A 26,578-nucleotide genomic window follows, 5' to 3' on the forward strand; every position below is an offset into this window, starting at 1 on the left:
GTCAAGAACATCTCTATCCCATATATTTACTGGCAACTTACAAAGTATATTACTTCTTAATTTTTTATATATTATTTCAAGATCATATGGGTCCCAATACCTGTTATTATATATAACTGCAGAAGGGACATTCAAAGAATCTAGAACCTCTATATTTTTTTGTATTTGTTCTTTACTTATATTTATGCCTACTTCTTTCAGGCGTGAATAACTATTCTCTCTATGTCTATATATAGTTTGTCTTATATAAGTGATGAGAAACTTATCTTTTCCATCTTCTACAAAAGTGTCATTTTCAATTGAATTATCTATATTTTCTTTAAATTTCTCGTAGTACTCACCATAACCTGTACTTAGCTCTTTTTCGGTTTGTTCAAAAAGAGTTTCATTCTCTTGCTCTATTTCAAATGAAGATTCATCAAGTACAATTGTTCTACCAATAAATTCTTTAAGAAGCCTTCCCGCTCTACCCCGCAAGTTTGAAAATTCATAGTTTGATAGTTTAACATTCTCTCTATTTTTCATTCTCTTAGTAAAGAGATATGGGTTTCTTACAATTATGTTTGAAGCCGGAAAATTAACACCCTGCATCAATGTTGTCGTACAAACAATGTTATTTATGATGCCGTTCGAAAATGATTCTTCTATAGCAGAGCGAATATGTAGTGGAAGTTTACCTGTATGATAAGCGACGCCTTTCCGTACTAGGTTAACCAAGTCATAGTCTTTATGAACGAACTCTGCAATATATTCAGCTAGCGACTCAACTTGTTTTATATTTTTAGCATGTGCATTAGTGGATAGATAAATGGCTGTCTTTCGTGCTTGGTTAGCTGTTGGTGAAAAAATTAAATTACTTTTATTACTTATACGTCCGAGTATAAAATCTAAATAACTATGGAAGTTATCATTGTATTGCGTACCTCCTAAGCCTTTAATTTGTTCATTGTGCTGAATGACAATAGAATTTGGCTCTTCGGAAATATCACTGTATTGATTGAAATAGAACTTTCCATTGAATTTTGACACTGAATAAGTAATATTCACCACTGGTGGTACTTTTGTTTCTGCTTCATATGAGACTTCATTAAATATATCAAACCCGAGATTTCCTACATTTTTTAATCTAGGCCCACTTAGAATAATTCTTTTCGTATTGGTCTGATGCTTTATCTCTTTCAGAAAATCATATAATATTTTTGACCTCTGATCTCCATCATTTGCCACACGTTCAATATTTTGAACTTCATCTACAACTAGCATATCTAAGTTCTCGAAGTGTGTTTTTTCACTGAATCCTGAAATAGCTCTCTCCTGAGTTAATACATAGATATACTTTTCTGGTGGTTCTTCTTGAATGTGAGTAAATATTTCAGCATCATTAATATTAAATTCTTTGACCAAGTTTGAAAGATCTGTAGTCACCTGATTTACAAGACTTATCGTAGGGACAACATATACTATTTTTTTATATTCTTGTGTTAACTTTTGAATTATTTTCAAGTATATTGAGAATGATTTCCCAGCTGATGTTGGAGCTGATATACAAACAATTTTGTTAGTGTCGATAGAGTCCCAAACACTCTTCTGAAAATCTGTTAGTAGATAAGTTTTATCATGAATATTAACTTCATACTTTAATTGGTTTGCAATAACTGAGAGCTTGTTGATATAACTGCTAAATGGACTGTAGATACCTTCATTTTTATAGTTCTCATCAACTAACACTGTTGATGGAGCTATACCCATCCGAGTCAATGCTGTGATAAATATTTCTCGCAATGAGTCTTTGTAATCTTTGTTTGAGTATTCCCATGATAAAGCAATTGCCAATATTGCTACACGCTTTGCAAACTCTTGATCGTTTCTCGATAGCCTATCAACGACCGATATAGCTTCTGCCAATTCCTTTCTCTCAAGATGAATTGTCGGAGTATCGATCAACCCTAACGTAACTGCGTAATTTTTATGCTCAATCTTTAAAAGATTGTTTACAATTTCTCTTTGTGAGTGGGATATATTATTCATGAATCAAAACCTTCCAACATCCCATCAAAATCCCAAAAAGGAAACACTATATAGTGAATTCTTTGGATTAATGGTTTACTTATATCTTTTGTTACATCAGAATCTAATGATGAGAATTTTTCAAGAATTATGTTTTCTAAATTTTTCTTTATTTCTTTTTCACATTCAGCAAGAGGACTTTTTAATTCATTATATGATATTAGACAGACAAGTTCATATCTTACATTCTCTAACTCGCCATCTTTAAGTTTCTCGGCAACATCTTGTAGTTGTGGATCAATAAAATCATCATATGTATATAACAACAACTCTTCTTGTAAAGAATTATAAGTACCAATTATGCTGCTAATAGATTCGGTAAAAGCTTGTTTAAATTTATAATTGGATTTATATGCTTTGGATTCTCCAATAAAAATAATGTTTTCTGTATCACTTTTTCTGTAGTGAATTGCATCGGCACCGAAACGCTCGTGTCCTCTACTAGTCGTCAATGGCATTTTTCTCAATAAAGCAGGAGCTTTGAAAAAATATTGCAGGAAATTGAATAGCAATAATTCACCAAATTGACCTTGTGGGATTCCCTTTCTGAACTTGTCTCTTGCCAAACTATCTATATGAGATGAAGCATTTTGGTAATCATAGCGTCTTTTCTCTAATTCTTTTCGAAAAAGATTATTATATTTATCTTTACCATAAACCCAACTACATACCGTATTCTTCAACTCCCGTAGAAAATCACTTCTTCTTTCTTGCAAGTCTGTATAGTTTATGCATACACCTTTATGGGTTTTACCCTCTGGCTTGGTTAAATCAAACGTGAAATGACAAGTGTGATTTATTAAAGAATCAACATTAGTCAATAGATTTTTAATTTTTTCTTCATCCATATTCAAAACTTATTTAATTAAAACTGAGGATTTATGGTTGGAAGCATGTAACAGTTCTTATACAGTCTTATACAGAACCACTCTGTCAGAAAGGTTCTGTATAATCTTCCTTCCCTACGCTGTGGATAGTTTAAACATCATTATTTCAGATAGTTATCGAACTCTTTATCCACATAAGCAAAAATACCGAATGGTCCTTTTTAATCTATCCACTGAGCCCAGTTTTAGGTTTTGTATATAAGAACCGTATAATTTACTCGTTCACGCTACCTCATCTTTCAATTAAGAAAATGCTTATAAGCGCACACAATCAATTTGCATATATTTACATAAAATTGACAAGAATCCCACGGCATTTTTAGTGATAAATGTCTTACTGCTAACCATTTAATCAATACCGGACATAAATTGGGAGTTAAACGGAAGTGCAGACAATAAAAAAGGAGCCATGATTGGCTCCTTGGTGGGTTTGATAAAGGTAGAATATGCGTGCTTACACGTGGAACTTCTCAATCAGTCCAAGCTGAGTTCTGGCTTGATCTTTTAGCGTTTCACTTGATTCCGCGTTGCTCACTGCACCGCGAGCCGTTTCTTCGGCTGAATCACTGATATGTACCACGCTTTGGCTGATCTCTTTCGCTGTAGAACTTTGCTCTTCTGTTGCTGTAGCTATCTGCATGTTCATTTCTACGATTTGGCCAATCAACGAACTCATTTGCACCAAGCCTTGGTCGGCTTGTTCGGCCACAGCGATATTGGAATCATTTTTACTCAAGTTCACGTTAATGACATCCACAACTGCACGAATCAATTTTTGCATAATTTCAATCATGCTCTGAATCTCTTCAGTGGATTTCTTAGTTCGACTTGCGAGGTTACGGACTTCGTCGGCAACCACTGCGAAGCCGCGCCCTTGTTCGCCAGCACGGGCCGCTTCGATGGCCGCGTTCAGTGCCAATAGGTTAGTTTGCTCTGCAATGTCTTGAATGGTTTCGATGATACTATCGATTTTTTCACCATACTCATTCAGTTCAATCGCAGTTCGTGATGTTTTCTCAATCTGTTCAGCCTGCTCTTTAATGTTATCGATCGCTTGCTTGATGCTTTGACCAACATCTGCAGTTTGCCCATGTGCTTGTTCTGCTGCCATCATGGTATCTTGAGCACGCTGTGCGACCTCGGCAACCGAGCTTTCCATTTCGGTCATGGCTGAAGCAGTGGTTTCAAGCAAGGTACGTTGGCTCGATACCGCAGCTGTTGTTTGATTGCTAATGGTCGCATTACTGTCCGCCACCTGGGTCAACTCTTGGGCAGAGCGACTTAAGCCAGAGAAAGTCTCGCGCAAGTTACCTGCTAACCCATTTAAATAGCTACCAAGTTCACCAAATTCATCTTTTGTTTTTTGCTCAAATTCGACCGTTAAGTCACCTTTCGTCATTTGAATCAACGCTTGTTTAAAGTTCTTCAAAGCTTTACGAACTGAAGAAGCAATCCAAGCCGGCACAAAAATCGCGATGGCCAATGCGATCGCACTGACGATAAACATGGTTTCTTTAATTAAATTGATGCTTTCTTCACTGCTTTGACGTGCTTGAGTAACAATCTTATCCGACTCAACAATAAATTTGTTCACTGAGTCTTGCAGTGCGGAGGTATTCGCTTTAATTGTTGCCATGTTTGTATCAGTTTGCTCTTTGAGATCGTGGCGCACTTTGTAATAGGCAAACAGGCCATCAGGATTTTGTATTTCATCGACTAATGGGTTGATCATTAAGCTAAATAGCTTGCCTTTATCAGTGTCATAACGCTGGATTTCATTAAAGCGGTTTTTGAGGACAACACTCATCCCTTCCAAACTGCTCTCCAACATTTTTAAATTTTTACTCACCAAATAATGGTTAAATGCATTCAGTACTTGCTTGGTTTCACGCTGTAAACCAACAATGGTTAAGTTAAACTGTGGGTCGTCGGTAAAACGTCCGGTCGAATACTTCTGCAAGTAATAGGTTAAGCGTCTTTCTACGTTACTGATGGTTTTAAGATGCTCATCGATTTTGGCTTCATTAATCAGAGTCTTACGACGAATCTCCATCAAATTTTTACCCGCGTTTGTGTAGCTTTTACGCAAGTTGGTGATTTGATCAATATCAGCCGCAAATGCGCCACCTTTATTCAGGCTTGAATTACTGATGTCATTGATGGTGGACTCAATTTTTCCGTTCATGCCGGAAAAATCCTGCTCTAATTGGCTAATTTGAGCCGCATCATCGACTGCAAATACGCTGACCACGTAGTTATTTTGCTGCAAAACATCCGTTTTCAATGTACCTACTGATTTAGAGAGCGGTAAAGTTACACGTGTTACTTCTGATATATCCGTATTGATTTTATCGACCGAGAAGTAGTTTACGGCAACAAGAATTAACAGGAAGACCACCAAGACTGCGAAGCCGCCTATAATCCGAGAAACTAAAGACATAATATGTTACTCCAAAACCGTTATTACTGGCTTAAGCTTGGTTAATCTTTAACGAACTGTTGGTAGTTATCTTTGGTCACCAATTTAAATGGTACCCAGTGCGGCGATTTAACGCGCTCACCGTTTATCATTTTATAGGCCATTTCAACTGCAGCTCGCCCCTGTCCGACAGCATCTTGTAATACGGTCACATCCAGATCGCCTTTCGACATATCGATTAGCGCATCTTTGGTCGCATCAACGCCACCCGTTAAATATTTTTTCGGGTCTTTACCGGCATCACGTAAGGCCATAATTCCGCCAATGATCATTTCATCGTTGTTGCCCAATAAAATATCAAAGTCGACCCCTTGTTTGATCCAATCAGAGACTATTTTGTAGCCTTTATTACGCTGCCAGAATCCAGATTCACGTTTAATGACCGTCAGGTTTGGATATTTTGCTACCACGTCGTCTACATCTTGGGTACGAGTACGCGCCGCTTTATGATTCATGTCTCCCATCATTAACGCGATTTTGCCTTTGTAACCCGCTAATCGCGCCAACTCTTCCATTTGCATCGTGCCGGATTCAAGTTCGTTAGACCCGACGTAAATCGTGTTACGCGGCATACCTTCGAGATCGTCAGTTGGTTCGGTGTTAATAAAAACCAGTGGCACTTTCTCAGCATATTTAAACAGGGATTCGTTTTGTTCCGGGGTACCACAAGGAAATATGATGATGGCATCCGCCCCTGCTTTAATGTAACTCTCTATCTGTTGCACTTGGACGGCAAAATTATTTTCTGCCGAGTCTATGTAAACGTCATCACGTCTATCATCGACCGCTTTTTCAATACTAGAGGACAATAAGTTACGAAAGTTATCTTCGGAACTTACGGTGACTGCGAGGAATTTGGCATTGGCCATTGGCACATGGAGCAACATACTACCGAGCAATAACGCGGCAGCAATATGAATTCCATGCTTAAAACGCAGTTTAGAACGATTCATAAAGTTCAACTCCATGTTTCCTAACTCACGGCTAAAAACTTGAAATAAGTATAGACGGCTTCTTCAAATAGCCAATTTGGCACGTGTTACAAAAAAACCTAACTTTTACAGAAACAAAATCAACAATAACAATGCCTTAAAAATCTTTTTATGAATAATTCAGTTTATGTCGAAAGAATAAAAACAAGATCTAGATTGCAATTATTAAAATTGATTATTCACTCAGTTAAGTGATTTATTTTGAATAATTTATCCTCTGCCACTTTCGACTAATCATCTCACTGCACATCCATTTTCTCTGTTTTGATGTGCATTCCTCTACTTCGATAGAACAGCGTTGGCATTTATTCCTTCACCTCCGCTAAATTTGCTGCTTTTTTTCTATTCGAAAAACCCTCCTTTTTATGATTTTTTACTCATCTAGAGAGCATTCGGATAAATATTGTTCACTTTCGGCACATTAAGGGTTGATGCTCGCAAATTGACAGGTAATATGTGGACTTGAAACTGTAAAATTCTCTACAACTGAATGTTTCGACTGTTTTTTGTTCAATGTTGAACAAATCGGGCATTGGGTTGAATTTTTACTTCTATGGAGACAAAACAAAACATGACTTACGCGCCTGTAACAGACGTATTAAGCGGAAAGCTCGCAGTAGACAGTGAAGTCACTGTTCGCGGCTGGGTTCGCACACGTCGTGATTCCAAAGCTGGAATCTCTTTCCTTGCCATTTATGACGGCTCTTGTTTCAACCCGATCCAGGCCGTGGTTCCTAATAATCTAAATAATTACAACGAAGAAGTTCTTAAACTGACTACAGGTTGCTCTGTAGAAGTTACAGGTACTGTTGTTGCGTCTCCTGCAAAAGGTCAAGATTTTGAACTCGCTGCAACCAACGTAAAAGTAGTTGGTTGGGTTGAAGATGCTGATACTTACCCAATGGCGAAAACTCGTCACTCAATCGAATACCTACGTGAAGTCGCTCACCTACGCCCACGCACTAACGTAATTGGTGCTGTAGCGCGCGTTCGTAACTGCCTGTCACAAGCCATTCACCGCTTTTATCACGAGCAAGGCTTTAACTGGGTTTCAGCACCGCTAATTACTGCTGCAGACGCAGAAGGCGCTGGTGAAATGTTCCGTGTATCGACACTGGATCTAGAAAACCTTCCGCTAACTGATGAAGGCAAAGTGGACTACAACGAAGATTTCTTCGGTAAAGAAACCTTCCTAACGGTATCTGGTCAGCTAAACGCAGAAGCATACGCATGTGCGATTTCTAAAGTGTACACATTTGGCCCAACGTTCCGTGCTGAAAACTCAAACACAAGTCGCCACCTTGCAGAATTCTGGATGGTTGAACCTGAAGTCGCATTTGCCGAACTAGACGATGTTGCGAAACTGTCTGAAGAGATGCTGAAATATGTGTTTAAAGCTGTGCTTGAAGAACGCCGTGATGATCTTGAATTTTTCGCACAACGTATCGACAAAGAAGCCATTACTCGTCTAGAGAAATTCGTGGATTCTGATTTTGCACAAGTTGATTACACAGATGCGATCGACATCCTGATCAAATCAGGTAAAGAATTCGAATTCCCAGTTGAATGGGGCATTGATTTAGCTTCTGAGCACGAGCGTTTCCTAGCTGAAGAACACTTCAAAGCACCAGTGATTGTTAAGAACTATCCAAAAGACATCAAAGCGTTCTACATGCGTCTTAACGAAGACGGCAAAACTGTTGCTGCGATGGACGTTCTTGCTCCTGGCATTGGTGAAATCATTGGTGGTTCACAACGTGAAGAACGTTTAGACGTTCTTGATGCACGTATGAAAGAAATGAACATCGAACCAGAAAGCATGAGCTGGTACCGCGACCTACGCCGTTACGGTACTGTTCCTCACGCCGGTTTTGGTCTTGGTTTCGAACGCCTAGTGTCATACGTAACAGGTATGGGTAACGTTCGTGACGTGATTCCATTCCCACGTACACCACGTAACGCAAACTACTAAGTTTCGTACTAGGTTCAATATTAAAAGAGTCATCTTCGGATGGCTCTTTTTGTGTTCTGGCAACAGATTTTAACGTACAGCTCATGCTATTTTTGGATGTGATTTAGCGTGAATTCCTTATGGTTAAATCCTCTATTGGATTACTGTAAATGCAGTTTTTTTGCATATTAACAACTAGGTATTCAACAGCTGTAACAGGTAAACAAAAGAAATTTGAATTTTTATGTTATGCCCTGTTGTCTCTCGTTAGCCAGACAGGTATAAATAGTAATTAATCACTTTCCACCCAATTACACATGGACGACCACTATGTTTGAAAAAATTGTCGCAGCACCTGCAGACCCTATCCTTGGCTTAACGGAAGAGTTCAAAAAAGATACTCGTACCGATAAGATTAACCTTGGTGTGGGTATCTACAAAAATGAAGCAGGTGAAACCCCTGTACTTGCGACAGTCAAGAAAGCTGAAGCATCCCTGCTTGATTCGGAAAAAACTAAATCTTATTTAAGTATTGAAGGGACTGCTGATTACGGTCTAGCAGTACAAAAGCTGCTTTTTGGTGCTGATGCGGATATCGTCGCTTCACATCGCGCTAAAACGGCTCAGGCTCCTGGCGGTACTGGTGCACTGCGTATTGCAGGCGAATTTATCAAACGTCATCTCGGTGATGTCAAAGTGTGGATCAGTAACCCAACTTGGGCAAACCACCATGCGGTATTCAATAGCTCAGGTCTAGAAACAGCTCAATACACGTACTACAACGCAGAAACTCACGATAAAGATTTTCCAGCGATGCTTGCCGATCTTGAAGAAGCGCAAGCCGGTGATGTGGTATTACTCCATGGGTGCTGTCATAACCCAACAGGGATTGATCCAACTAAGGATGAGTGGGAAACATTGGCAAAATTGGTTGCAGCAAAAGGCTTACTGCCTCTATTTGACTTTGCATACCAAGGTTTTGCCAACGGTGTAGAAGAAGATGCAGCGGGTCTGCGCTTGTTCACTCAATACAACCCTGAGATTTTGGTAGCAAGTTCGTTCTCGAAAAACTTCGGCTTATACAATGAACGTGTTGGTGCGTTTACTTTGGTAGCGAAGAATGAAGATACGGCAACACAAGCTTTCTCTCAAGCGAAGAAAATCATTCGTGCTATCTACTCTAACCCACCATGTCACGGTGCTGCGGTTGTTACTCATATCCTAAACGATGCCGCACTGCGCGCTGAATGGGAACAAGAAGTAACCGAAATGCGCGAACGTATTCATGAAATGCGTAGCCTGTTCGTGCAAACCTTAAAAGAACAAGGTGTGACTGAAGACTTCAGCTTTATCGAACGTCAAAATGGCATGTTCTCATTCTCTGGTTTGAACAAAGAGCAAGTGCAACGTTTGAAAGAAGAGATGGGTATTTACATTGTTGGTTCTGGCCGCATTAGTGTGGCAGGTATGACGAAATCTAACATGCTACCGCTATGTAAAGGTATCGCGGCTGTTCTTTAATAGCGAGCTCTAGCACATACCATGCGATAAATAATTGAAAACCGAACCGTTGCGTTCGGTTTTTCTTTTTTGATCGTTGGCACGATAAGCGATTTCCACCTATGCTCGAATCTGCGTAAACCAACAAAATAGTGTAAAATGCGCGTTCCCCAAACGCCATGCTCTGTCAATACACAGCATAAAAGACGTAACTTAAGGAGCCTTCAATGGAAGCTGAGCTGCTAGAAATAAAAAACTTTCTCAGCCAATATCCCCCTTTTAACGAGATGCCAGAGGAATCTCTGGATGAAATCGCGAGCCAAATTGAGATTGGCTACTACCGGGAGGAGACTCCGATTATCCATTTCGGTGATTACATCGAAGATTTATACATGATTCGCAGTGGCACGGTTGAGCTCTATCGCCGAAAAGGTGAATTGTATAACCGCCTGTCTGCGGGTGATTTATTTGGCCAAATGGGCCTACTGACCAACAATAAAGTTCGCTTTCCTGTGACAGCGGTTGAAGATACGCTGGTGTATTGCATTCCAGGTGAGCTATTTCAAAAATTGTACGACGAATACGATGTATTCGCCGACTTTGTCGAAGTAGCAGATAACGCCCGTTTACGTAATGCAGTATCAAGCAAAGCGGAAGAAAACGATCTTACGACCGTTAAAGTAACCAGCTTATTGACGCATGAGGCGGCATTTGTATACAAAAATGCCACTATCCAAGAAACAGCGATCAAAATGGCGGAAGAAAACATCTCGGCCTTGCTGATTATAGATCCAGAAATAATGGCTGATAATGAAGATGACGACTCCCCTATTTTGGGCATAATCACCGATCGCGATCTGTGTCGCCGCGTACTTGTCACAGGAATGGACCACGATTCTTGTGTCACTGAAGTGATGACGACAGATGTCATCTCGCTTGATTCAAATGCCTATGTATGGGAAGCCATGCTGACCATGTTGCGCTATAACGTGCACCATCTACCGGTAATTAAAGAGAAAAATCCTTTAGGTATTATCGAGATTTCCGACATTGTTCGTTACGAATCGCAAAACTCACTGCTACTTGTGAGCAGTATTTTCCAACAACAATCAGTCGATGATCTCGCGCAAGTAGCATCACAGCTTAAAGATAGCTTTTTGCGTATGGTTAACGAAGACGCCAACTCACATATGATCGGCACCGCAATGTCGACCATTGGCCGCAGTTTCAAACAAAGAATTCTTGAGCTGGCAGAAGAAGAGTTTGGCCCTGCCCCAATTCCATTTTGCTTCCTTGCTCTGGGTTCAATGGGACGCGACGAACAGCTCGTTGTTACCGACCAAGATAACGCCATCATTTTAGATGACAGCTATGATGAAACGCGCCACGGTGAGTACTTTGAAAAACTAGCCAAGTTTGTTTGTGATGCGCTCGACCAATGTGGTTATACCTATTGTACCGGTGATATTATGGCAACGAACCCAACTTGGCGTATGACTCGCCGTGAATGGGAAGAATGCTTCGCTGACTGGATTGATAATCCAAATCCGAAAGCTTTGCTTAATGCTTCTATTTTCTTCGATCTTGATGGTGTGTATGGTCGCTTAAAATGGGCGGAACAACTTAACGGCTTTATTGTTCGTCGTGCTCGCCGTAATAACCGCTTCTTAGCGTGTTTGGCTCGTAATGCGTTAAATCGCACGCCACCATTGGGGTTCTTTAAAAACTTCGTGATGGAAAAAGATGGTCGTCATAACAACTCTATCAACCTGAAACGTCGTGGCACAGCCCCATTGGCGGATTTGATTCGTGTTCATGCACTTGCTGTGGGGTCTCGTTCGAAGAATTCATTTGAACGTTTAGACGATATCATTGATGCTGGGATTCTACCGAAAGGACGCGGCCATGACCTGCGCGATGCATTAGAGTTTATCTCTATGGTTCGTATTCGCCACCAAGCGATTGATATTGAGCAAGACCAAGAGCCAGATAATAACATCGAGCCTGAAAACCTATCGGACTTCGAACGTCGTAACCTCAAAGATGCTTTCCAAATCTTGAGTAACGCACAGAACTTTCTGAAATACCGTTACCAAGCGGGTAATAGCTTCAAATAATAGATGGGGTGACAGTGAAACAGATGTTTAAAACACCAAGCGTGGATTGGCCATATAAATTCAAAGCGAAATTGAAAGTCACCAAGCATCCGATGCTACGTGATTTTTACTCAGCAGAGTTGCCGGCAAAAAATACACCGATTGGCGAAGTCGAATTTCTCGCCATGGATTTTGAAACAACCGGTCTTGATACCAATAAAGATGAGATAATCACCATTGGTATGGTTCCTTTTACGCTCAATCGCATCTATCTTAACCGAGCAAAGCACTGGACTATTCGGCCAAGACAAAAGCTCAATGATGACTCAGTGGTTATCCATGGTATTACCCACAGCGATATTAATAACGCACCTGATTTATCTGAAGTAATTGAAGATGTGTTGCAAGCTATGGCTGGTAAAATCATGGTGGTACACTATCGTAAGATCGAGCGTGAGATGCTAGATAAAGCACTAAAGCGGCGAATAAAAGAAGGGATTATTTTTCCTGTGGTCGATACCATGGAATTAGAGAGCCAGATTCAACGTTATATATCTGGTGGATTGTGGAATCGCTTAAAAGGTAAAAAGCCCGGTTCAGTGCGCTTAGGGCAATCACGAGTACGCTATAGTCTACCAGCTTATACTCCGCACCATGCATTAACGGATGCCATCGCGACCGCTGAGCTGTTACAAGCTCAAATCGCTCATCATTTTTCAGATAAAGACCCGCTGCAAAACTATTGGTTATAACCCGTTATTTTCTCTGTTAAGCCATCTCACGATGGCTTATTGGGTTTAGCTCATCCCTATTTCATACTCATGACTCACTAATGACACATTCCGCGCTCACACTCAGATAATATACAACCAAGTGCATTATTGTTTTAATCGGTCCCTCACTGTATCTGCGGCTTATAACGGCATAAAAGCCATTAGTGCTGGGTCATATGATAAATCGAGTTAGGAGATTAGAATGGCTTCGCAAATCAGTTTCGCTTCATTTAATTTACAGAACTTTCAGGCCCCAAAACAAAACGTTTATCAAAAGCCAGTATCACAGCCTTTTTATGATAAAAAACTGGCGTGGACTGAGAGTATGTTTGCTCAGATCGATGCAGATATCATTGCATTTCAAGAACTGTGGAATAAGCAGTGTTTGTATGACGTTTTAAAAAATCATCCTGATTATACGCCCGTATTTATCGGAGATGAGTGGTACAACATCGCGGTTGCGCTCGCTGTTCGTGAGCCTTGGGTGGTGAAAAAATCTGAGGTAATCAAAGCGTTTCCCTTTGAACAACTCGTGAAAGTGGATGATAACGATGGTGAAGATGATGAATTCTCTCTGCAAATCAAACAGTTTTCTCGTTCGATTTTAAAAGTAGAACTGGAGAATAAACATTCCACTACCACACCCAATATTACCGTGTTCGCCTGCCACCTAAAATCTAAATTACCTAGCCAAACCCAGGGATTTGCCAGCCAGTATCAAACAGCGATTGGCAGTGCGATGTCAACGGTACGTCGCACTGCAGAAGCGGCCGCTCTGAGAATGATGTTAATTGATCATATGCGCCATAATGACCAACCCACCGTCGTGATTGGCGATTTTAACGATGATCCTCAAAGCAATACGCTCAGTATTGTTACCGATCAGCCCACCATGACGGCGGCATCGCGTGGGGTAGATTCAGGTCTATATAGCGCACTTTATCTTCAACAATTACAATCATTTCGTAACGTGTATTACACCTATGACCACCAGCACCATCGCGATGTGCTCGATCATATTTTAGTTTCTAAAGAGTTTTTTAATTATGCAAAAGATTCGATATGGGGATTAAAAGAAGCACGAGTATGGAACGACCATATTGATGATGGGCTTGATTACAGTACGGACCACGGCATTATTAAAGCAACGTTTAAATAAACAAAAACACCATGCCAAGGCATGGTGTTTTTTGTCTTCGCAGCAAATTACAGTTTAAAGCGACTGATTTCACTGTGCAGTTGATGGGACAGCTCTGATAGGCCAGCGGCTTGTTCCGCCGCTTCATGGGCATCCGTTGCTAACTCTTCAGAGACATCGCGAATACCGGACGTATTACGAGTGATCTCGGAGGTCACCGAGGATTGCTCTTCAGCAGCTGAAGCAATTTGTGTCGCCATGTCGCTGATCATTTCTACGGATTTTTGAATTTGAGTCAGGCTTGCTGCCGCCTCAGTTGCATCATCTACCGAAGTATCAGAAAGCTTACGACTATCGTTCATAATCCCCACCGCTTTGCTTGTGGTAGATTGTAGCGTTTCAATCATAGCCTGAATTTCTGTGGTCGAATGGTGAGTTCGTTGGCTCAATATACGAACTTCATCGGCCACGACTGCAAAGCCACGTCCTTGCTCGCCAGCACGCGCTGCTTCAATGGCTGCGTTCAATGCTAACAAGTTCGTTTGTTCAGCAATATCTTGGATAGTCGATAAAATGGTATTGATATTATTGGAATGAGTTTGCAACTCTTCAATCACCCCAGTTGCCACTACCACTTCATCGGATAAATTTGCAATCGAGTGTTGCGTTTGCGTTACTTGGCCAGAGCCATGTTTCGCAGCATCAACCGCTTCATTCGCACTACTTGCAGTATGATCAGCATTACCTGCAATTTCTTTGGTTGCTGCAGCCATTTCATTAATCGCCGTTGCCACCATATTGATTTCATCTTGCTGAACTCGAATACGTTGACGACGTTCTTCTGCATGCTCTGCTGTCGAATGCGCTTGAGTATTTAGTGATTGCGAGATTTGGCTTAAGGTCGTAATCATTTGATGCATGTTACTCACAAACACATTAAAGTTTTTCGCTAAACGCCCCACTTCATCATGGCTATCTGTGTTAATGCGCTGCGTTAAATCACCATCACCAGAAGCAATTTCTTCTAGTGCATCAGATACTCGCAGCAGATCTTTGGTTAATACGTTCACTAACCAGTACACACAAATAATCACTAATAAGGTAATGATGACACCAGTCCAGATTAAGCGAGTTAACATCTCGTGATAGGCGGAATATTCACTGTCATAATCAAGAGCCACAGCAAGTACCCAAGGAGTATCTGCCACAGCAGCAAAGTAGACGAGCTTATCGTGGCCATTAATATTGAGTTGCACCACGTCACCGCTGGCAATAGCCTGCTGAATATGTGCGATCGTCATATTCTGATCAAAATCAGTCGTCGATTTCAGAATTAAGTCTTTATTCGGGTGAGCTAATAATGTGCCATTGTTCCTGTCAATTAAAATAGCTTGCGCATTGTTACCCGCCTTGATGTTGATGACATTGGAAACCAGTTGGTCAATCAATACATCACCACCAAGCACACCTTGTAATCGACCATTGTGTTTGATTGGTTCTGCGACGGTCACCATTAACGCTTGGGTAATCGCATCACGGTAAGCGCCTGTAATGACTAATTTATTGGCATTAACTGCGTCTTGATACCAACCGCGAACTCTAGGATCATAACCGGCTTGATTACGTTCAGTTAACGAGCGGTGCATGTCTCCGTTAACCGTACCAAAGTACGCATCATCAAACCCACCCGCTTTGCGGGTTTGTGTTAAGAAGGGAAGCCAACCTTCATGCCCGACATTGTCTTCCGCCGCTTGCAGCACATCGATACGCTGTTCAATCCAATCGCTAATCCCCTTAACAGCTGTTGAGGCGATGCCACTGGCACGTTGCTTAATACCGCTTTGTGTTTCTTGCTCGAGTTGTGAGGCAGCCAACCACGTTAATGCCACTGCCATCACTATCACTGCCGTCGTGCTCGCAGTAATTAATTTTTGTTTTAATGATAGTTTCATGAAAAAGTTAATTTTTAGCAAAATGTATTATTGTTTACTGATATTACCCATATTAAATACTTTGTACAGATCAAAATGTAGATTTCATATCGGTTTGGATGCTTATTCCATATCGTTATCAATACACCTAAACTTTTTCATATATTTAAAACTAAATTCGATATTAAATTGACGATACGCCACAAAGTTGACTTATATTTTTACCAGTTAATATACTGTTTTTATTAGTAAACATTTGTAAAACTCATTAATTTGACTGCATTATATTTGGCAAAGTACTGAACGAGCCGATGTGATTATTGCTGGATAAAAAAATGGGATATCGAAGATATAAAAAAACCAGCCGAATTTGGCTGGTTTTGTCTATTAAGATGAGAATGCTAAGCGCGAATTTATAATTTAAACTGACGGATTTCTCCATCAAGTTGTTGTGAAAGCTCAGACAAATCGCTTGCTTGCTGCGATGCCTCATGAGCCTCCGAGCTTAGAGCATCCGATACATCACGAATGCCCTCTGTATTGCGAGTGATCTCTGATGTCACTGATGCCTGCTCTTCCGCTGCAGAAGCAATCTGCGTCGCCATATCACTGATGTTTTCTACCGCCTGTTGGATTTGCGTTAAGCTTGCCGCTGCGGCCACCGCATCCTGCACAGACGTATCAGAAAGTGATTGACTGTCATTGATCATACTCACTGCACGAGTTGTTGTCGCTTGCAGTGTATCGATCATAGTTTGAATCTCTTTGGTCGACGTATTAGTCCGCTGACTCAGCACTCGAACTTCATCAGCCACCACCGCAAAACCACGACCTTGCTCTCCCGCACGCGCCGCTTCAATGGCGGCATTCAGCGCCAATAGGTTGGTTTGCTCAGAGATGTCTTGAATGGTCGATAAAATCGTGCTGATGCTATTGGTATGAGTTTCTAGTTCTTTAATCACCTGAGCGGCTTCTAATACTTCATGAGCCAGACTTTCAATCGAATTTTTTGTCTGCGTAACCTGGGCCGTACCATCAATGGCGGCACTCACGGCTTCATTAGCGTGAGTTGCGGTATTGTCGGCATTACCCGCAATCTCTTGCGTTGCAGCTGCCATTTGATTGATTGCGGTCGCCACCATATTGATTTCATCTTGCTGCACCTGAATACGAGCACTGCGGTCTCCGGCATGTTCTGCCGTTGTGTTTGCTTGTTGACTCAAGCTACTCGAAACACGACTTAACTTCGAGACCATGTCGTGCATATGGCTGACAAAGGTGTTGAAGTTTTCTGCCAGTTTACCCACTTCATCATCGCTATGCGGACGCAGACGTTGCGTTAAATCTCCTTCCCCATTGGCAATTTCTTCAAGTGCACGGGAGACACGCATTAAATCTGAAGTCAGATAGCTGACAAGCCAAGAAGCCGCGACGATAACGATCAGAGTGACAATAATCGAAGCCATGATTAATCTCGTCATTAATGTGGATTGAGCAGCAAACTCACTATCACGATCGAGTTCTAACCCAAATATCCAAGGCGATCCTTCGACACGTGCAAAATAGAAAAATTTATCAGCACCGTTAATACTCGTTTCCATCAATTGATGCGAATCAGCGGCGGCTTCTACTGCAGAGAGTGATAAATCATTTGAAAATGAGTGCAAAGGTTTGAGCAGTAGTGATTTATTAGCATGCGCCAGCAAGGTGCCATTTTGCCCATCAATTAACATTGCTTGAGCATTTTGCCCCGCTTTAATGTTAATCACCCCTTCCACTAATTGTTCTATCAAGATATCGGCACCGACGACTCCGACAAACTGACCAGCATGTTGCACGGGCTGAGCAATGGTAATCATCATGGCTTGACTGCTCGAGCCACGATACGCTGGCGTAATGATTTGTTGATTCGCGGCACGCGCTGATTTATACCAGCCACGAACTCGAGGATCATACCCAGCTTTATTATGTGCAGGGTTTGAACGATACATATTCCCCTGCTCAGTACCAAAGTACATTTCATAAATACCGCCACCATTTGCAGCTTGCTGCAAATACGGCTCGATATTTTGTTCGGTGGTGTATTGATTAACGGTCTTCGTCACTAGGCGACGTTGAGCAACCCAATCGGCAATTCCTTTTACTGACGTTGCAGATACCGCGTGAGCACGCTGCTCGATATCATGCATGGTTTGTGTACGAATTTGCGAGGCTGACAACCAAGTTAATGCTCCAGCCATGAGGACCACGGCTGAAAGACTAGCTCCGATAAGTTTTTGTTTTAGAGTTAGTTTCATGCAAAAAACAATTATGTAAAGAATAGAACGCGGATAGTAACCGACTTTTCAATAAGATGCATTAATTACATACGCATTTAGGTGGGTATTAATTTGTTACTAATCATTAAGATGGGATGTAATATTCTATAACTAAATCGTTCTCTGCAGAGTATTTGTATATGGATGATACATGTCTGTGATAGCGGGACCAAACGTAAAAAGGCCGGATGATCTCCCATCCAGCCTTATCTATCTTATCGAAGACTTAACTTAACGCTCTTCGGTACGCATACCTTTCACTAAGCTCACACACATCAGAAGCAGAATCACGGTAAACGGTAACGCCGTTGAAATCGCACCTGCTTGTAACGCTTGGATTGCATCACTACCACCAATCCACAATAGTGCGATAGCAATAGCGCCTTCAATCAATGCCCAGAAAATACGTTGTGGAACAGGAGCATCTAGCTTACCACCAGCAGTAATACTATCGATAACCAGTGAACCCGAGTCTGATGACGTGATGAAGAACACCAATACCAAAATCACACCAACGATAGACAATACGTTCCCCATAGGTAGCGCTTCAAACATTTGGAACAATGCTAATGAAACATCCGTAATACCTTTATTACCCAGAACACCAATATGGTTAGCAATTTGATCGATAGCTAGACCACCGAATACCGACATCCATACTAAAGTCACGACTGTAGGAACAAGTAACACTGCGACCAAAAATTCGCGTACTGTACGGCCTTTTGAGACACGTGCAATGAACATACCTACGAATGGGGACCATGAAATCCACCATGCCCAATAGAAGATTGTCCAACCGTGCATCCAGCTTTCATCCGGACGGTTATGTGGATTACTCAAAGCAATAATATTCTCAATGTATGCCATTAAGGTTGTTGGAATACTTGAGAATGTGACTGCGTAGCCTAACAAAGCCACAGCAAGTAACAGTAAGAATGCGATGATCATGTTGATGTTAGAGATAACTTTAACACCACCATCAATACCACGAATAACAGAAATGGTTGCCAGAATAGTCACACCAACAATAATGGTGATTTGCAGACCAATCCCACCATCAATACCAAACACATGGTGAATACCACTTGCCGCTTGTTGTGCACCTAGACCTAACGATGTTGCCAGACCAAACAAGGTCGCAAGTACCGCAAGAATATCAACAATATGACCAGCCCAACCCCATGCACGATCGCCTAAAATAGGGAAAAAGATCGAGCGAATAGACAGTGGCAAGCCTTTGTTGTAGCAGAAAAATGCCAGCGACAATGCAACAACAGCATAGATAGCCCATGGGTGTAATCCCCAGTGGAACATCGTTGCACCCAATGCGGTACTTGCCGCTTCTGGCGTGTTCGCTGTCACAGCTAACGGTGTACCATAAGCTCCGCTAAAGTAACCAGCGGGTTCTGCCACACTCCAGAACATTAGGCCAATCCCCATGCCCGCAGCAAATAGCATTGACAACCAAGACATAAATGAGTGATCCGCAGTGGCTTCTTTACCACCAAGACGGATGCGTCCGTAAGGCGACACAATCAGAGCTAGACAGAAAATAACAAAAATATTGCCGGACCACATAAACAGGACATCAAAAGTATTTATGATCCAAGTTTTCACGCTATTTAGTACAGATTTAGCTGTCGCAGGATCAGACACTAATGTCGCCACCAAAAAGAGCAGAATAAGACCTGCACTAATACCAAATACCGGATTATGGACATCAAACCCCCACTTCTGGACGTTATCCTGACCGACCGTGTAATCAGTATTGTCTATACTGTATTTATCGATACCTTTCGTCATTTGACCTCTCTTTAGGTTATTCCAGATTGAACTCAATAACAGTGAGAACGAAACATTCGATTAATCGTTTCGAGTTATTTGTTTCGTGTTCATATAGATTCACTAAGTTCATCAAGGCGTATGATTATACATATACGGTTCTTTTAGTCCACCCATTGGTTAAAAATTCATCACAAAATCACCAATTTACTGCTTGATTGGCTATTCTATAAACATAACATGCTATAAAAATCCTTTGTATACGAAACATTCCACCTCATTCTATAGTCCGAGATCGACCGCAAAAATAGACAAAAAAAAGTATGTCCTCAACACTTTTCAACTGGCTTTAAGTGCGTTATTGTCCACGCTATATAAATACACCTCATTTGGACTGGAATACATTGGAAAAACATGAAGAAGTTCTGGTAGCCATCCGCCAGATCATTCGCGCCATAGACCTACATTCTAAACAGCTAAGCAAACATGCCGGTTTGACAGGACCACAACTGATTCTGATGCGCTCAATCGAGAGCTTGGGACAGGTAACAATTCGTGAGTTATCAAAGCACACCAACATGAGTCAGGCCACTGCCACCACGATTCTAGATCGCTTAGAACGTAACGGTTATGTGCAACGCGTGCGTAGTGAACGTGACAAACGTAAGGTTCATGCTCACCTGACAGAATCAGGTAAAGAGCTACTTGATAAAGCACCTCAACCTTTACAAGATAACTTTGTTGCTCGTTTCCAAAAATTAGACGAGTGGGAGCAGACGTTATTGTTGTCTTCAGTACAACGTTTATCGGCAATGATGAATGCTGAAAATATGGATGTGGCGCCAATGTTAGAGCTTGGTAGTATTTCTAAGCATGAATGAGGTTGGTTGTTCAACAGTGCCCAATCTCTTAATTCCATACAGTCTGTAACTATTTAACAATAGCAACACTGGTCTTGTTGTTATCTCACAATAGCTAGTCTTATAGAAATAGATAGGCCCCGGTCAATGACCGGGGCCTTAATCTTTTTACCGACCGCATTAAGAGCTCTCTACTTATCAATATCATCGATGTATTGTATCTACAAAGACTACTGATATCCGCCACCGAACGGCGACCAGAGCACGCATCTAAACCACGATGGGTTAATAAAGTGTCTACATCAAGATGTGAGATTAAATCGCTTTGTAGATAACTTTATTACCGCCTAGTTGCTCTTTCTCTACTAGGTTTTCTTGCAACAGTTTTTTCAATGCGCCAGTCGCCCATGAAGCCGCTTTTGCGTCTTCTTGGCCCGCAGCTAAACCGATCGATTTTGGATTGATACCTTCAGCGTTTGCTACCACGATATCTAACACTTGTTGCTGTTTAGGAGTTAAAGCAACGTCTGCTTTTGCTTCAGCGACAACTTTCGCTGCTGCTGGTGCTGCTTTTACTGTTTTTTCTGCAACAGGCTTCGCCGCTACTGCTTTTTTAGCTTTTGGCGCTGAAGATAGGTTAGCTACAATCGCTTTCATGCGTTTTTGCAGTTTTGACTGCACTTTACGCTTATGAGCAAGTCTCATTGAGTATGTCTCCATTTCACTGCGTGGGTGCAGTGGTGAAAATTGAAGCGCGATTTATACCAAAATTTCGCGTTCATTTGTAGGGCAATCCCCGACTTGATCACAAAAAAGAGGAATAAAACCTACGGATGACTACTATTTAACCATGAGTTATAGTGATCAAAAGCAAAAATACTGAGTATAAATACAGAGTTTTCAATCATTAACTAATATGGATAACATACTCAATCACATGCAGACTGTTCATTTATCCAATCATCGCTTTGATGTTTCAGCGCGATGGGTGCGTTGGATTTGTATATTTCTTATCACTCTCACCTTAATTGCAGCGATGTTTTTTGCCCAAACTATCTATCAGGCAATTGCCATCATTACGCTGGCACTGTGCCTTGCCCTCGTAACTCGATGGATATTGCGCATCAGCCAAGTCGATTACACCTTAACGGCCAGTCATTTTCAGCAGCACTTTGCCAAAGGTGGATGGGTCGTAAAGTGGACCAATATTAGCCGCATCGGGATCTGCGATTATCAACGAGCTGATGGCTGGAACCAGCCTCTTCCTTGGATTGGGATTCGCCTTAAATCTTACGCGCCGTATCTCGACAGTATTTGTCCACGACTCGCAAGCGACATTTTGATGAATCAGCGTGCCCTACTCTATTTAGGTGCTCAGCAACACCGTAAGCCGTTGGCGTTTGAAGATATTATTCTCGATTCAGAACCGTTCGTCGATGAAACAGGCACAGTGTATAAAGGACTATTAGCCATGTTAGCGAATAGGATGCGGTATCAAAGGGAGTTTTTCGGCTATGACGTGTTTATTTCTGCTGCCGATTTGGACCGTAGTGAAGAAGAGTTTGTTGGTCTGACTCGCCGTTACTTAGCAGCGGCCGAGCCAGACCAATAATACAGCGTTGAAATATAGAGCTAACTATTACATTGGCATTTCATCAGCGACAAATGGGTTGCTTGCACGTTCATGACCAAAAGTCGATTTAGGTCCATGACCAGGAATAAAGGTGACATCATTACCTAATGGCCACAATTTTGTTTTAATCGAATTGATCAAAGTATTAAAATCGCCACGTGGAAAATCCGTCCGACCAATGCTGCCGTTAAATAGTACATCACCGACAAAAGCTAAGCGTGCTGATTCACTAAATAGCACCACATGCCCAGGGGTATGCCCTGGCGTATGGTAAACTTTTAAGGTTTCATTGCCAAAGCTAACCTCATCGCCTTCGTCTAACCACTGTGTCGGTTCAAATGCTTCAGTAAGAGGGAAACCAAACATTTGGCTTTGCCCTTCTAGGCCTTGTAGCCAGAAGTTATCGTCTTTATGCGGACCGATCACTGGAATATCCTGCAGCTTAGCCACCAGCTCTTTTGTACCGCCTACATGGTCTAAATGCCCATGAGTAAGTACAACTTTAGTGACATTCACACCAAGCTCGTCGATCAACATTGCCAGCTGTTTTACATCACCGCCTGGATCGATAACAATACCGTCATTGGTGCTATCACACCATACGATAGAGCAATTTTGGGCAAATGAGGTTACGGGAACCACCTGATATTGAAGAGACATAGTTTAGCCTTTACCGTTATACGAAACTGAGAGCACTATGACACTCTCTTTCAGGTTTGACAAGGCTTCACGGGCGGTGACAAATCTCGATCGTTGGTTGTTTGTACAAATTATTGGTATTTTTTATTACGTGATCAAAAGGCATTTTGCGCATTATCCAGTTGATCGTAACGATAAATATCAGCTCGATAATGCAATTCCCCATTTTCATACCACACCGTTTGATAAATCATTCTGACAGGAATATGACTTTTCAAAGCAATCGACTGATTAGGTAGGCTTTCTTGCTCTTGAGTGGGCTGCTCGACCAACCCAGGTTGGTGCATTAACTTTTCAGCAAACGCTTTCGCATCTTCGACCCGAATACAGCCCGAGCTATACGCTCTGCGACTGCGGTCAAACAAGTTTTTATGCGGTGTATCATGCAGATAAATAGCTCTGCGATTAGGCGTGTTGAATTTGTACAGTCCGAGAGCGTTGTCTTTTCCAGCACGCTGACGCATCTTATAAGGGAATTGCCATCCTTGCTGGTCCTGCCAATCAATCGTGGATATATCGACGGGCTCTTTATCATGCCAATGTTGGACAACATCAATATTATGCTGTTGCAGGTATTCTTTATCTTGTTGCACATGAGGAAGAATATCTTCCACCATAATTTTACGTGGTACATTCCAAACGGGGTTAAAAATAAGAGAATCTAAACGGGTATGGAGTAAAGGTGTCGGGCGGCTGCGACGACCAACAATCACTTTAGAGGTAAAAGCTGGCTCGCCATTAAACCAATACACCATTTTAAATGCGGGGATATTGACGACGATCGAAGCCTGCTTATTGGTAGGCCAAAGTCGCATTCTTTCCGCATTCAGCGCTAATAGATGTTTACGTTCAACCATGGGCATATTTAGCCACTTTAACGTCGACCAGCCTATCACACCATCATCTTTTAACCCATGCATCCGCTGGAATGCTTTGATTGGTGCAACCAGTGTATTGTCATAGTCACTCTGCACCAAATTAACTGGGCTGACATCAATGTTAGCTAACGCCAGTCTGGTAATCAGGTGCTGACGATCCTCCAGTGGATCATTAAGTTTTTTTACACCACTTTGCTGATATAAAGGCAATGACGCCACTTGAATTGAAGACAAAAACTGATGGGCTTTTACCAATTGGCGATATCCATCATCTTGCGGGGAATAATCATGAATAAGAGCCCTTAAATGCTTCAGTTCGATTGCCATATTTAAATCGAACATCGCCTGTGCATTTGGTACAGGTAAGGGATGATTCAACTTGAGCTTAAAAAACCACGTCATACCATGCACCGGAGCTTGCTGCGCATAACTGAGATACATCAACAAGGTATCCGTCGCTAACAGATCGTATTGATACCAATCTTTACGTTCACGATACATCGTGAGATAGCGAAGTTGACGGTCAAACAAGGGACTAATCTGTGCATCTTTGATTAAAGTCAGCTGATATTCAAGTGCATCACCATCGCGTAAATCCAACCACAAACGACGGTCATGATAGGTGGAATAGATCTGTTTCAGTTGATCGGGATACTGAAGAAAAAATGTCACGGGTTCTTTGGGTTCTATCCAACCCAATTTAGAAAAGTGCTCTAAAGAATCTGCGTTGACAGGTTGCGTGAGCAACATCAACCCTAACCAACCCCACCAACGAACGCTCAACTTCATGCAATTCTCTACTTATTACCATGTTGAGTCATTTCTCTGGCCATCGCTCAGATAATGACGATTATGTTGGGTTAGTATGGCAAAGATTTACACCAAGTGTTAGTTGTCATTGATAACTTCGTTAAGATAATCAATGCATCAGAGCAATATTCACGGCTTAAATAGAAATACAAATGAGGCACTAATTGAGATAAACAAGGATGAAAATAAGGAATGAAATCCGTTTGAAGTAGAGATACCCAAATGATCTCAAGATACAGGATTCAGAGTGTTGTCAACGACGGCCAGTCGAGGCCAATGACAAAAGGAATGATCATTCCTTTTATCATTGGGCACAGCAAATGGTCGATGAGCTCTCGAAAGCGCGGTTAAGACAACTTAAGGTGGTGGTGACCGTGTGATACTTTTGCTTTTAGATAGTTCTCGTTACCGTCTTTTAAGTGTGCATCGGTATTAACAACATCAACAATTTCAATACCATGTTCTTTTAAATCATGCACTTTTTTAGGATTATTGGTCACGAGGCGAATTTTAGTGACGTTTAGTGCTTGCAGCATTTGTGCTGCTTCGGTGAAATCACGTAAATCATCAGCAAATCCGAGTTCGTTATTCGCTTGATATGTATCCATACCTTGGCTTTGTAAACGGTACGCATCAATCTTGTTGTACAGACCGATACCACGACCTTCTTGGCGCAAATAAAGGATAATTCCGCCCTGAGCGCCCATTTTAGTAATCGTTTCTTCTAACTGTTCGCCACAGTCACACCGTGATGAATGGAAAACGTCTCCAGTCAAACATTCAGAATGCATGCGTACCAAAGGAATATCTTGCGTGCTATCGGCATGTTTAAAAATCACTGCGACATGTTCTTTATCAGTTTTTAAACCGCGGAATGAAAGAATCTCTGCATCGATATTACTTTTCGCGCCTACTTTCAAGTCAACCCTGGCTCGTACTTCCGCCATATCTTCACTCACTTCTTTATTTGGTTGATGCATTTCGGTATGCATTTGGAATTCTATTAATTGTGATGCTAACTATGGGGTCAGCATCGCACATTTTCAACGACTACATTACATTTTACTAAGTATTCTAGCGCCGCTTGAGCTGAACATATGGCGTAATGTGTCTTTAGTTTGGCAATTATATACCTAAATCTGTATAAGAGGCAGATTAAACAAAGGAATGGCTTAACTTGTTGATATATTGAGGATATTAACCCCACCTATCGCTGTAATACAGTGATAGGTCCAACTTAAAACACAGGCACAATAAATATGCTCAGAGACGAAAAAACCCAGCAATGGGGAGCTGGGCTTTCTAAATTCTTTTTAAGGCAAGGCGAACCAATTAAACTCTTTTGGCCTATTTCAATGACTCGATTTATTTTTCCACATCGTAAGCTCAACCCAAACTTGGCCAAGCTCTTTCAATTCTTCGTCAGTTAACAATGATAGGGTTGGATGATTCTGCGTCACAGTTTTTGATGCCGTTGCTTGGAACGCACCAATGCGCGCATAAAAATCCTTCTTCAATTGAGTTATCTCTTCCAGTTCCACTGCTATTCCCCATTACTTTAGCTAGTTCTCAAAAATAATACCATTTTTCATTGTTTTATGAATTTTTGATAAAAATTATGGAACCTTAATCACAAAAAACCGCTTGCAATACTAGAACCATTTAATTTTTTCCTCACCCATCTGACGACATATTAGCCACATGAAAGATGAATAATGGCTAAATAAAAGGTGCGGACTAGAACAATTAATATAATTATATATTACTTTAGCAAATGTAAATAA

Annotated in this window: 19 protein-coding genes; 7 read left to right on the top strand and 12 right to left on the bottom strand. The window is 41.4% G+C overall.

The window, feature by feature from the left end; translation table 11 throughout:
* The 4 genes from F9817_RS20840 to F9817_RS20855 form a co-directional block, all read right to left on the bottom strand.
* The coding region (locus F9817_RS20840; RefSeq protein ID WP_161158125.1) for a DEAD/DEAH box helicase at positions 1-2,028 on the bottom strand (2,028 nt) is incomplete at its 3' end.
* A complete protein-coding gene (locus tag F9817_RS20845) occupies positions 2,025-2,915 on the bottom strand; it encodes a HamA C-terminal domain-containing protein (RefSeq protein ID WP_161158126.1) in 891 nt (296 codons plus the stop codon). The genes F9817_RS20845 and F9817_RS20840, both read right to left, overlap by 4 nt.
* Positions 2,916-3,408: 493 nt before the next feature.
* Positions 3,409-5,394 (bottom strand): methyl-accepting chemotaxis protein, encoded by a 1,986-nt coding sequence (locus F9817_RS20850; protein WP_161158127.1) that lies wholly within the window; start codon positions 5,392-5,394, stop codon positions 3,409-3,411.
* 41 nt (positions 5,395-5,435) lie between these two features.
* Positions 5,436-6,386 carry a substrate-binding domain-containing protein gene (locus F9817_RS20855; protein WP_161158128.1) on the bottom strand — a complete coding sequence of 317 codons (951 nt, stop codon included), beginning with the start codon at positions 6,384-6,386 and terminating at the stop codon, positions 5,436-5,438.
* Between the two features lie 610 nt (positions 6,387-6,996).
* Here F9817_RS20855 and asnS point away from each other — a divergent pair.
* The 5 genes from asnS to F9817_RS20880 all read left to right on the top strand — a co-directional run bounded on the left by asnS (position 6,997) and on the right by F9817_RS20880 (position 13,904).
* Positions 6,997-8,397, top strand: a complete 1,401-nt coding sequence (asnS, locus tag F9817_RS20860) for an asparagine--tRNA ligase (RefSeq protein WP_161158129.1) — start codon at positions 6,997-6,999, stop codon at positions 8,395-8,397.
* Positions 8,398-8,706: 309 nt separating this feature from the next.
* Entirely contained in the window at positions 8,707-9,897 is a 1,191-nt protein-coding gene (locus tag F9817_RS20865; protein WP_161158130.1) for an amino acid aminotransferase, read from the top strand.
* 206 nt (positions 9,898-10,103) lie between these two features.
* Positions 10,104-11,993 carry a DUF294 nucleotidyltransferase-like domain-containing protein gene (locus F9817_RS20870; protein WP_161158131.1) on the top strand — a complete coding sequence of 630 codons (1,890 nt, stop codon included), beginning with the start codon at positions 10,104-10,106 and terminating at the stop codon, positions 11,991-11,993.
* A 14-nt stretch (positions 11,994-12,007) separates the two neighbouring features.
* Positions 12,008-12,724, top strand: coding sequence for a 3'-5' exonuclease (locus F9817_RS20875; RefSeq protein ID WP_161158132.1), 717 nt, complete (start codon positions 12,008-12,010; stop codon positions 12,722-12,724).
* A gap of 223 nt (positions 12,725-12,947) precedes the next feature.
* Positions 12,948-13,904: an endonuclease/exonuclease/phosphatase family protein gene (locus F9817_RS20880; RefSeq protein ID WP_161158133.1), complete on the top strand. Its 957-nt coding sequence runs from the start codon at positions 12,948-12,950 to the stop codon at positions 13,902-13,904.
* A gap of 47 nt (positions 13,905-13,951) precedes the next feature.
* On the opposite strand, the gene F9817_RS20885 is transcribed toward F9817_RS20880, so the two are convergent.
* The 3 genes from F9817_RS20885 to F9817_RS20895 form a co-directional block, all read right to left on the bottom strand.
* Positions 13,952-15,835 carry a methyl-accepting chemotaxis protein gene (locus F9817_RS20885; protein WP_161158134.1) on the bottom strand — a complete coding sequence of 628 codons (1,884 nt, stop codon included), beginning with the start codon at positions 15,833-15,835 and terminating at the stop codon, positions 13,952-13,954.
* Between the two features lie 392 nt (positions 15,836-16,227).
* Complete coding sequence (locus F9817_RS20890) at positions 16,228-18,111, bottom strand: methyl-accepting chemotaxis protein (RefSeq protein WP_161158135.1); 1,884 nt, start codon at positions 18,109-18,111, stop codon at positions 16,228-16,230.
* A gap of 252 nt (positions 18,112-18,363) precedes the next feature.
* The gene (locus F9817_RS20895; protein WP_161158136.1) at positions 18,364-19,935 is read right to left on the bottom strand and encodes a BCCT family transporter; all 1,572 of its coding nucleotides are present in this window, start codon (positions 19,933-19,935) and stop codon (positions 18,364-18,366) included.
* A gap of 383 nt (positions 19,936-20,318) precedes the next feature.
* Between F9817_RS20895 and F9817_RS20900 the strand changes: the two genes are divergently transcribed.
* Positions 20,319-20,795, top strand: coding sequence for a MarR family winged helix-turn-helix transcriptional regulator (locus F9817_RS20900; RefSeq protein WP_161158137.1), 477 nt, complete (start codon positions 20,319-20,321; stop codon positions 20,793-20,795).
* Between the two features lie 294 nt (positions 20,796-21,089).
* On the opposite strand, the gene F9817_RS20905 is transcribed toward F9817_RS20900, so the two are convergent.
* Entirely contained in the window at positions 21,090-21,479 is a 390-nt protein-coding gene (locus tag F9817_RS20905) for a MarR family transcriptional regulator (protein WP_161158138.1), read from the bottom strand.
* A gap of 211 nt (positions 21,480-21,690) precedes the next feature.
* On the opposite strand from F9817_RS20905, the gene F9817_RS20910 reads away from it, so the two are divergent.
* Positions 21,691-22,386 carry a DUF2982 domain-containing protein gene (locus F9817_RS20910; protein ID WP_427916726.1) on the top strand — a complete coding sequence of 232 codons (696 nt, stop codon included), beginning with the start codon at positions 21,691-21,693 and terminating at the stop codon, positions 22,384-22,386.
* A 27-nt stretch (positions 22,387-22,413) separates the two neighbouring features.
* On the opposite strand, the gene F9817_RS20915 is transcribed toward F9817_RS20910, so the two are convergent.
* The 4 genes from F9817_RS20915 to F9817_RS20930 form a co-directional block, all read right to left on the bottom strand.
* A complete protein-coding gene (locus tag F9817_RS20915; protein WP_161158139.1) occupies positions 22,414-23,067 on the bottom strand; it encodes an MBL fold metallo-hydrolase in 654 nt (217 codons plus the stop codon).
* 134 nt (positions 23,068-23,201) lie between these two features.
* Positions 23,202-24,773: a L,D-transpeptidase family protein gene (locus F9817_RS20920; protein ID WP_237476310.1), complete on the bottom strand. Its 1,572-nt coding sequence runs from the start codon at positions 24,771-24,773 to the stop codon at positions 23,202-23,204.
* Between the two features lie 368 nt (positions 24,774-25,141).
* Positions 25,142-25,786 carry a GTP cyclohydrolase II gene (locus F9817_RS20925; protein ID WP_161158140.1) on the bottom strand — a complete coding sequence of 215 codons (645 nt, stop codon included), beginning with the start codon at positions 25,784-25,786 and terminating at the stop codon, positions 25,142-25,144.
* A gap of 360 nt (positions 25,787-26,146) precedes the next feature.
* Positions 26,147-26,335 carry a hypothetical protein gene (locus F9817_RS20930; RefSeq protein WP_161158141.1) on the bottom strand — a complete coding sequence of 63 codons (189 nt, stop codon included), beginning with the start codon at positions 26,333-26,335 and terminating at the stop codon, positions 26,147-26,149.
* Between the last annotated feature and the right edge of the window lie 243 nt (positions 26,336-26,578).

The sequence above is a fragment of the Vibrio eleionomae genome (assembly GCF_009874545.1).
GTDB lineage: Bacteria > Pseudomonadota > Gammaproteobacteria > Enterobacterales > Vibrionaceae > Vibrio > Vibrio nitrifigilis.